The 8780-nt window shown below is 63.6% G+C and carries 7 protein-coding genes; 5 read left to right on the top strand and 2 right to left on the bottom strand.

Annotated features, from left to right (window positions below):
- The 5 genes from GA0111570_RS17015 to GA0111570_RS16995 form a co-directional block, all read left to right on the top strand.
- A partial coding sequence (locus GA0111570_RS17015; protein ID WP_139283312.1) for an integrase core domain-containing protein occupies positions 1–297 on the top strand: 297 nt, incomplete at its 5' end.
- Positions 298–314: 17 nt separating this feature from the next.
- Complete coding sequence (locus tag GA0111570_RS17010; RefSeq protein ID WP_092613854.1) at positions 315–1622, top strand: helicase-related protein; 1308 nt, start codon at positions 315–317, stop codon at positions 1620–1622.
- Complete coding sequence (locus tag GA0111570_RS17005) at positions 1615–2295, top strand: DUF4391 domain-containing protein (protein ID WP_092613853.1); 681 nt, start codon at positions 1615–1617, stop codon at positions 2293–2295. Before GA0111570_RS17010 ends, GA0111570_RS17005 begins: the two co-directional genes overlap by 8 nt.
- A gap of 2 nt (positions 2296–2297) precedes the next feature.
- Positions 2298–4271, top strand: coding sequence for a site-specific DNA-methyltransferase (locus tag GA0111570_RS17000; protein ID WP_217634248.1), 1974 nt, complete (start codon positions 2298–2300; stop codon positions 4269–4271).
- Between the two features lie 4 nt (positions 4272–4275).
- On the top strand, positions 4276–7353 hold the full coding sequence (locus GA0111570_RS16995) for a type III restriction-modification system endonuclease (RefSeq protein WP_092613852.1): 3078 nt from the start codon (positions 4276–4278) through the stop codon (positions 7351–7353).
- 163 nt (positions 7354–7516) lie between these two features.
- Here GA0111570_RS16995 and GA0111570_RS16990 read toward each other — a convergent pair whose 3' ends face one another.
- Together GA0111570_RS16990 and GA0111570_RS16985 are read right to left on the bottom strand one after the other, a co-directional pair.
- Positions 7517–8539: a helicase domain-containing protein gene (locus GA0111570_RS16990; protein WP_139283311.1), complete on the bottom strand. Its 1023-nt coding sequence runs from the start codon at positions 8537–8539 to the stop codon at positions 7517–7519.
- Positions 8540–8559: 20 nt separating this feature from the next.
- On the bottom strand, positions 8560–8780 hold a 221-nt coding region (locus GA0111570_RS16985), incomplete at its 5' end, for an ATP-binding protein (protein WP_092613850.1).

Genomic DNA, 8780 nt, shown 5'->3' with positions numbered 1-8780 from the left:
CGTGGCAGCGTCTACACCTCTGCTGATTTCCGGGCCCTGGTGGCCCGTCTGGGAATGCGTTCCTCGATGGGTCGCACGGGCGTGTGCTGGGATAATGCGATGGCCGAATCGTTCTTCTCGGCACTGAAGAACGAACGCGTCTACCGTACCGTGTACGCCACCAAGACGCAGGCCCGGCGGGATGTCATCCGCTACATCGAGGGCTTCTACAACAGCCGCCGCCGGCACTCAGCGCTCGATTACCGCCGCCCCAACGAAGTGCACTACGCTTACCAACAGCCGGCCACGGCAGCGTAGAAAACCAACCGAATCCGCTGTCCGAAAACCCCGCAGCAGCCCACTGGCGCCACGACCTGGCCCACGACCGCGCCGTCATCTGCGACCTGCTCGCCGCGGTCACCCCCATCACCCCGCAGCATGACCTCAAGCTCCAGACGCTCAAGACGCACATCCAGGACAAGATCCGCCATCCGCTCAACGAGGGCAACCGCAAGGTCCTCATCTTCTCCGCCTTCGCCGACACCGCGGACTACCTCTACCGCGAACTCGCCCCCCGGCTGAAGGCCGCAGGGCTGGAGTCAGCGGTCGTGACCGGGCGGGGCAACCCGAAGACGACGCTGGGCAAGGGCTACGGCTTCCAGGAGACCCTCACCCTGTTCTCGCCCCGCTCCAAGCAGCGGCATCTGGTGATGCCGGCCGAGACCCGCGAGCTGGAGGTGCTGATCGGTACCGACTGCATCTCCGAGGGCCAGAACCTGCAGGACTGTGACTACCTGATCAACTACGACATCCACTGGAACCCGGTCCGGATCATCCAGCGTTTCGGGCGCATCGACCGGATCGGCTCGACGAACGAGCGGATCCAGCTGGTCAACTTCTGGCCCGACATCTCGTTGGATGAGTACATCAATCTGAAGGATCGTGTCGAGAGCCGCATGGTCATTGCTGACCTCGCCGCGACCGCCGACGACAACGTGCTCACCCAACAGTCCTCCGACACCGAGTTCCGCAAGGAACAGCTGCGCAGGCTCCAGGACGAGGTCATCGAGCTGGAAGATGTACGCACCGGGGTGTCGATCACCGACCTGGGCCTCAACGACTTCCGCATGGACCTGCTGGGTTTCCTGAAGACATACGGCGATCTGGCCGGGACCCCCAAGGGACTCCATGCTGTCGTGCCGGCCCAGCCCGACAAGGGGCTGAAGCCGGGCGTGCTGTTCGCCCTGCGCAACATCAACGCCGACGAACACATCAACCGCGGCAACCGACTCCACCCGAACTACCTCGTCTACCTCGACAACGACGGCACCGTCATTGCCGACCACACCGAGGCCAAGTACCTGCTCGACCTCATCCGCGCGGGCTGCCGCGACCTCGACGAGCCCGTTGCCGACGTGTGTCGCATCTTCAATACCGCCACTCGCGACGGCGCCGACATGGATACCTACTCCGACCTGCTCACCGACGCGATCACTTCCATGATCGACGTCACCGATGAACGCGACCTCGACAGCCTCTTCAGCCCGGGCCACACCACCGCCCTCGTGCAGACCATCGCCGGGCTGGACGACTTCGAACTGATCGCCTTCCTCGCCATCGTCGAGGAGGCCGCCGATGACTGAGCCTGTCCTGTTTCGGTGGCCCCCGGCCGCCGCGTTCGGACGCACGGTGCCGAAGACGAAGTTCTACGAGCATGCCAACGTCCATAATGCCTTGCGCGAGAAGTTCGTCGACGACATCCAGCGCATCACCTGGGCGTACAAGCTGGCCGACGACACCATCCGCCTGCGTGGCACCGCGGCGGTGCCCGAGATCCTGGTGTTCGCCGTCGAGACCAAGGGCACGGACGTGTCCGACGACGTGCTGACCGCCATCGACAAGTCCGTGCACTTCCCAATCATCTTCGAGGTCACCAACAACGATCGTGTGCGCACCGTCGCCGCCCAGAAGTCGCTGCTCGGCAAGAATCCGACGGTCGGGACGTACTTCACGACCGACTGGCAGCCCGCCGATGTGCCGCGTCGCCCGCTGCCCACCGCGCTAGACCTGCCGGGACTGTACGAGGCGCTCCTCACAGCGTTGCTGCCGGTGGCCACGCGTGTCGGCGAGACAGTGTCAGAGGCGACCGACAGACTGGACCGCGCCCGAAGGCTCCAGCGCGAGATCGCCGCGTTGGAGAAGAAGTTGCGCACCGAACCACAACTGAACCGCAAGATTGAAATCCGCAGGCAGATCAAGGAACGCACCGCAGTGCTCACCGAGCTGACCGACCCCGTACCGAGTAACAAGGAATGACCGTGGACAAGCTCAAGATGCACTCGCCGGACCTCACGGCACGCAACGTCGAACGCATCGCCGAGCTATTTCCGCAGGTCATCACCGAGTCGAGGGACGCGGAGGGCAACGTGACTCTCGCCGTTGACTTCGACCTGCTCCGCCAGGAACTCTCCGACCACGTCGTCGAGGGGCCACAGGAGCGCTACCAGCTCGACTGGCCGGGCAAGCGCGCCGCCGCGTTCGCAGCGAACGCGGCGATCGCCAAGACCTTGCGGCCGGTGCGTGAGGAGTCGGTCGACTTCGACACGACGAAGAACCTCTTCATCGAGGGCGACAACCTAGACGCGCTCAAACTACTCCAGGAGTCCTACCTCGGCAAGGTCAAGCTCATCTACATCGACCCGCCGTACAACACGGGCAACGACTTCGTCTACGAGGACGACTTCGCCGAGTCGAGCGCCGACTACCTCGCCCGATCAGGCCAGAAGTCGGAGGCGGGAGATCGCCTCGTCGCGAACACCGAGGCGAACGGCCGGTTCCACTCCGACTGGCTGAGCATGATGTACTCCCGGCTGAAGTTGGCGCGTGGACTGTTGACCGATGACGGGGTGCTAGTAGCGGCAATCGACGATCACGAACACGCCAACCTGCGATCGCTGCTCGACCAAGTGTTTGGCGCAGAGAACTTTCTCGCCAGCGTTGTCTGGCAGGGCGTCGGCAAGAACGACGCGCGATTCACGGCCGGCGGCCTGGACTACATGCTCATTTATGCGCGCAACCAGAGTCTCCTTGTTGCGAACGACGTCCGTTGGACCGAACCCAAGCGCGGCTATGACCTCGTGATGAACGCGGCTGCGGCGGCCTGGGACAAGTCGCGGCACGATCCGGCGCGTGCAACGAGTCTCTTCCGGGAGTGGTGGCGTACCAAGCCCGACACGGAAAAGGGACTCTCGATGTACTCTGAGATCGATGAGACCGGCCAACCATTCCGCCGTAGCCCCGTCAGTAGCCCGAACCCCAGGGAGAACCTCATGTTTGAGGTTCTGCACCCCCTCACCGGGAAGCCGGTTCCAATGCCACCCAACGGGTGGCGCTACTCTCGGGATTCGATGGCCGAGAAGATCAAGCAGAACCGCATCGTCTTCGGCAAGGACGAGGCCGCAACTATCAGTTCCAAGACCTATCTAAATGAGGTCGAGCAGCAGGCGATTCGCCCTGCCTTCTTTCAAGTGCGCGCGAACGCGAGCGACGCCCTCAACAAGCTCCTTGGCGTGACCGCATTTGACTACCCCAAGGATGTTGGTGTCCTAGCCAAGTGGATCGACGCCATCACCAGCTCTGACAAGGAGACGGTGATTCTCGACTTCTTCGCCGGCTCTGGGTCTACTGCGCATGCCGTCATGAACCTCAACTCCGCTGATCAGGGCAACCGACGTTTCATCCTGATTCAGCTCGACGAGGCACTTGACGATGGCTCAGCCGCTCGAAAGCGGGGGTACGGGACTCTCGCCGATGTTGCACGTGAGCGACTGCGCCGCGCCGGAGCCCAGGTGAAGCAGGCTGCCGGACTCCTGGCATCCGACCTCGACGTCGGCTTCCGTTCGTTTCACGTCGGGACGACAAACATGGCTGACAGGCTCGCGACCGCAGACGACTTGATGCAGCCCGCGCTGTCGGACGCTGTCGGCAGCGTGAAGCCGGATCGCACCGACGAAGACCTGCTCTTCCAGGTGCTGCTCGACTGGGGGCTCGATCTCGCCGAGCCGACCACCGTCGAGGAGGTCAGCTCGCGACGTGTGCTGTCGGTCGCCGACGGCGCACTGATCGCATGCTTTGCCGACGAGGTCAACGACGCCGTCGTGAAGGCAATCGCTGCGCGGCATCCGCTTCGCGCCGTGTTCAAGGACTCCGGCTTCGCCAACGACGCCGCGCGCATCAACGCCGAGCAGATCTTCCGCGAGGTGTCACCCGAGACCGAGGTAAGGGCAATCTGACCCGATGAAGCTCCAGTTCAAGGTCCAGCAGTACCAGACCGAAGCCGTCGATGCGGTCGTCGACGTCTTCGCCGGGCAGCCGTACGCCGACGGCGTGAAGTACCGCATCGACCCCGGCAAGGATCAGGCGCTCACGCTGCTGGAGGACGCGGGCCTGCGCAACGCCGAGATTGCACTGACCCCGCATCAGTTGCTCACCAACGTGCACGGCGTGCAGCAGGCGCGCGGGTTGACGTTGTCGAAGGACCTCAAGGACCCGGTTAAGGTCTCCGCCGCGCCGCTTAACCTCGACATCGAGATGGAGACCGGCACCGGCAAGACCTACGTGTACACCAAGACGATCATGGAGCTGTACAAGCGCTACGGGTGGTCGAAGTACATCGTCGTCGTCCCGTCGATCGCGATCCGCGAGGGCGTGAAGAAGTCGTTCGACATCACCGCCGAGCACTTCCAGCAGCTCTACGGCACCAAGCCGCGCACGTTCGTCTACATTTCCTCGCGGTTGCACGAGCTGGAGCGGTTCTCGTCCGATGCGGGCGTGCAGGTGATGATCATCAACATCCAGGCATTCAACGCCACCGGCAAGGACGCGCGCCGCATCTACGAGGTGCTCGACGACTTCCAGTCACGCAAGCCGATCGACGTGATCGCGGCGAACCGGCCGATACTCATTATCGATGAGCCGCAGAAGATCGAGGGCGACGCGAAGAAGCCGTCGAAGTCGCTGACGGCGCTGGGGCTGTTCAACGCGCTGTTCGCGCTGCGCTACTCGGCCACCCACAAGATCGAGCGCACCAAGGTGCACCGGCTCGACGCGGTCGACGCGTACAACCAGAAGCTCGTGAAGAAGATCGCGGTGCGTGGCATCACGGTCAAGCACCTCGCCGGCAGCACCGCCTACCTGTACGTCGATGGGCTGGAGGTCGGCAAGGGGGCGGACTTCCCGAAGGCGCGAGTCGAGTTGGAGGTGCAGACCGCCCAAGGCATCAAGCGGCAGGTGAAGCGGCTGAGCCAGGGCATGAACCTGCACGACATCTCCGGCGGCATCGAGGCGTACAAGGGACTGTTCATCCGGGATGTCGACGCCAACCGCGACATCATCGAGCTGAGCGACGGGTCGATCATCAGCGCTGGTGAGGTCACCCAGGACGTGACCGACGACGCGAAGCGGCGCATCCAGATCCGGGAAGTCATCCGCGCCCACCTCGACAAGGAGCGCGAGCTGTTCGCGCAGGGCATCAAGACGCTGTCGCTATTCTTCATCGACGAGGTCGCCAAGTACCGCGACTACAACCGCGAAGACTCGCTCGGCGAGTACGCGCGCGTGTTCGAGGAGGAGTACGAGACGCTGCTGGCTGACTACCTCGGTCAGCTCGACTTTGACGAGGCGGCCGAGCGGTACCGCAAGCATGTCGAGGCAATCCCTGTGCGCAAGACCCACGAGGGCTACTTCTCGATCGACAAGAAGACCGGCCGCCAGATCGACGGCTCGGTGAAGAAGACCGGCGAGACTGCTGGCCAGTCCGACGACGTCGATGCGTTTGACCTGATCCTGAAGGACAAGGAGCGGCTGCTGTCGTTCGAGGAGCCGGTGCGGTTCATTTGGTCGCACTCGGCGCTGCGCGAGGGCTGGGACAATCCGAACGTGTTCGTGATGGGCATGCTCAAGAAGAGCGACAACACCACGACGAGGCGGCAGGAGATCGGCCGCGGCCTGCGGCTGTCGGTCGATCAGCACGGCGAGCGGATGGACAACCCCGTCACCGTGCACGACATCAACGAACTGACCGTCGTCACAGACGAGTCGTACACCGAGTTCGTCAACGCGCTCCAGAAGGAGATCGTCGACTCGCTGTCCGCGCGGCCCCGCAAGGCGAGCGTCGACTACTTCGTCGGCAAGCACATCAAGCTAGCCGACGGGTCGACGAGCGTGCTGGAGAAGACGGTCGCCCAAGCGCTGTACTTCCACCTGATCAAGAACGACTACATCGACGAGTCGGGTCTCGTTACGCAGGCGTACAAAGACGCCCGAGCGGACGGAACCCTCGCTGCCCCGACATCGGAGATGCTCGAGCCGATCATCGACGTAGTCTGGCCGCTCGTCGATGCGCTCTACCTCGACGTGCCGAAGCCGACCGACGGGCGCAAGCCGAAGAAGATCCCGTTCAACGAGGCTAACTTCGCCAAGCGCGAGTTCCAGGAGCTGTGGGGCCGCATCAACCACAAGGCCGTCTACCAGGTCGAGTTCGACTCCGCCGAGCTGGTCGCCAACTGCATCAAGACGCTCGACAAGTACCTCAATGTCACCGTCATGCAGTACCTCGTCGAGAGCGGCAAGCAGGTCGTCGGGCTTGAGGTCGAGCAGCTCGAGGCCGGCACCGGCTTCAAGGTCGAGGAGACGAAGGTCGAGCATTCGGCCGTCTCGGCGGGCTCGACCGTCAAGTACGACCTCCTCGGCGAGATCGCGGAGAAGACCCAGTTAACTCGCCGCACTTGCGCGGCGATCCTCACCGGCATCAACCCGGGCACGTTCGCGAAGTTCAAGCAGAACCCCGAGCAGTTCATTACCGAGGCCGCTCGGCTCATCAACGAGCAGAAGGCGACCGTGATCGTCGAGCACCTCAGTTACGACCCGCTCGACAACCGGTTCGACTCGGCCATCTTCACCGAGAACCAGACCGCGCAAGACCTGTCCAAGGCAGGGGACAAGCTGAAGAAGAGCGTCTACGAGTACGTCGTTACAGACTCGAAGGTCGAGCGGTCGTTCGTCGAGAAGCTCGATGTCAGCGACGAGGTGGTCGTCTACTCGAAGCTGCCGCGTGGGTTCTCCATCCCTACCCCGGTCGGCAACTACAACCCCGACTGGGCCATCGCGTTCCGAGAGGGCAAAGTCAAGCACGTCTACTTCGTCGCCGAGACGAAGGGATCGATGTCCACTCTCCAGCTCAAAGGTGTTGAGGAAGCCAAGATCGAGTGCGCGCGCAAGTTCTTCGCCTCACTCAATGACAAGGCCGAGAACGAGGGCGTGAGGTACGACGTCGTCGACAGCTACGACTCACTGCTCCAACTCGTGGGGCCGTGATCCTTGACGTGGGGACACCTGAACCGCTCCGGCGAGTCCGGAGACTTACGGTGTGAGGTGCTCATCGGTCGGCTGGGCCCTGTCTCGAGCGTAGTAGAGCTGTTCGCACTGTGCTGGGGGATGTCGAAGCCGCGGTTGGCGGTGCACCGGAGAGGTAGGCAGATCAGTGGGCCAGGCCCTCGGCCGCGTGCGCCAGAGCCGCTGGGAGCGGCTTGTCGTGAACGACCACTAGCTCACGATTGGCCCGGGTAAGTGCTGTGTACAGCTCGCCGTAGCTGCGCCCTCGGCGACGGAAAGCAGCGGGTTCCATTACCACTGTGGCGTCGAACTCCAGCCCGCGACAGGTGTCGGCGTCCAGCAGGCGCACCCTGTTACCGGCCGGGCTTCGCCAGATCTCGTTCTCCTCGCGCTTCCACCGGCGCTGCTTGGCCACCTCGACGAGTCTGGTCAGATCGGCGCAGACGATCGCCGCGCTTCCGGGGTAGTACCGCGCCGACAGCAGTCGCGCCTGCTCCAGTGCCAGCACCTCGAGCGTATGAGCCTCCTCCTTCACGTTGAGGATGCGCGGAGGAATGCCGCCGCCCAGGATGGACTCCGAGCGGCGCGGGGACGACGCGGGCAACACCGACCCGGCGAAATCCATGATGCTCTGCGTGCTGCGGTAGCCGGTCACCAGCTCAGCCACAGGCCAAGGCGCACTGGCACGCCCGGTGATGGCGGGCACGCGGTCCCAGTCGGTTGTCCCGTCCTCGGACCGGCACTGGCTGAGGTCGCCAAGCACGGTGAACGCTCCGCGGTTGAGGCGTCCCAGCAGTGCCCATTCGAGGTAGCGCAGATCCTGTGCTTCGTCCACGATGATGTGGCCGTAGCCGTCCGAGGGGCGGAGGCAAGCGTGGATATAGGCCAGGAGGGGATAGAGGCGGGGATAGACCAGTGCCTCGTCGTACGTCGTCGGAAGAAGGGACTGCCACTTGGCCAATCGTTCCATCGCGTCCGCGTTCGCCTTCGTAGCATTGGGCGCCAACTTCAGCCGCCGCGTGCGCAGTTCGGCATAGACCGTCCGGACATCCTTCTTCTTGTACTTGTCCTTGACTGAGTATTTGAAGGCTTGGAGGCCACTCGATCTTGCCGTTGGGGGCCAGTGATATTGCCGGTGGGGGCCAGCGGCCGCCGGGGTGGGGGCCACCGGCTCCCACCGGCGTCTTGTCACTGGTTCACGGCGGCGTGTTCACGCATGTTGTGGTTGCCGGTGTCGGCCCAGATGGTGTTGTGGACGATGCGGTCCATGATCGCGTCGGCGTGGACTCCGGAGCCGAGTCGCTGGTGCCAGTCCTTCTTCGCGTACTGGGTGCAGAACACGGTTGAGGCGGCGTCGTAGCGGCGTTCAAGTAGTTCCAGCAGCATGCTGCGCATGCCCTCATCGGGAT

The organism is Raineyella antarctica (assembly GCF_900092135.1).
GTDB classification, from domain to species: Bacteria; Actinomycetota; Actinomycetes; order Propionibacteriales; family Propionibacteriaceae; genus Raineyella; species Raineyella antarctica.
The sequence above is the reverse complement of the archived record's forward strand: the minus strand, read 5'-3'. Positions and strand labels throughout refer to the sequence as shown.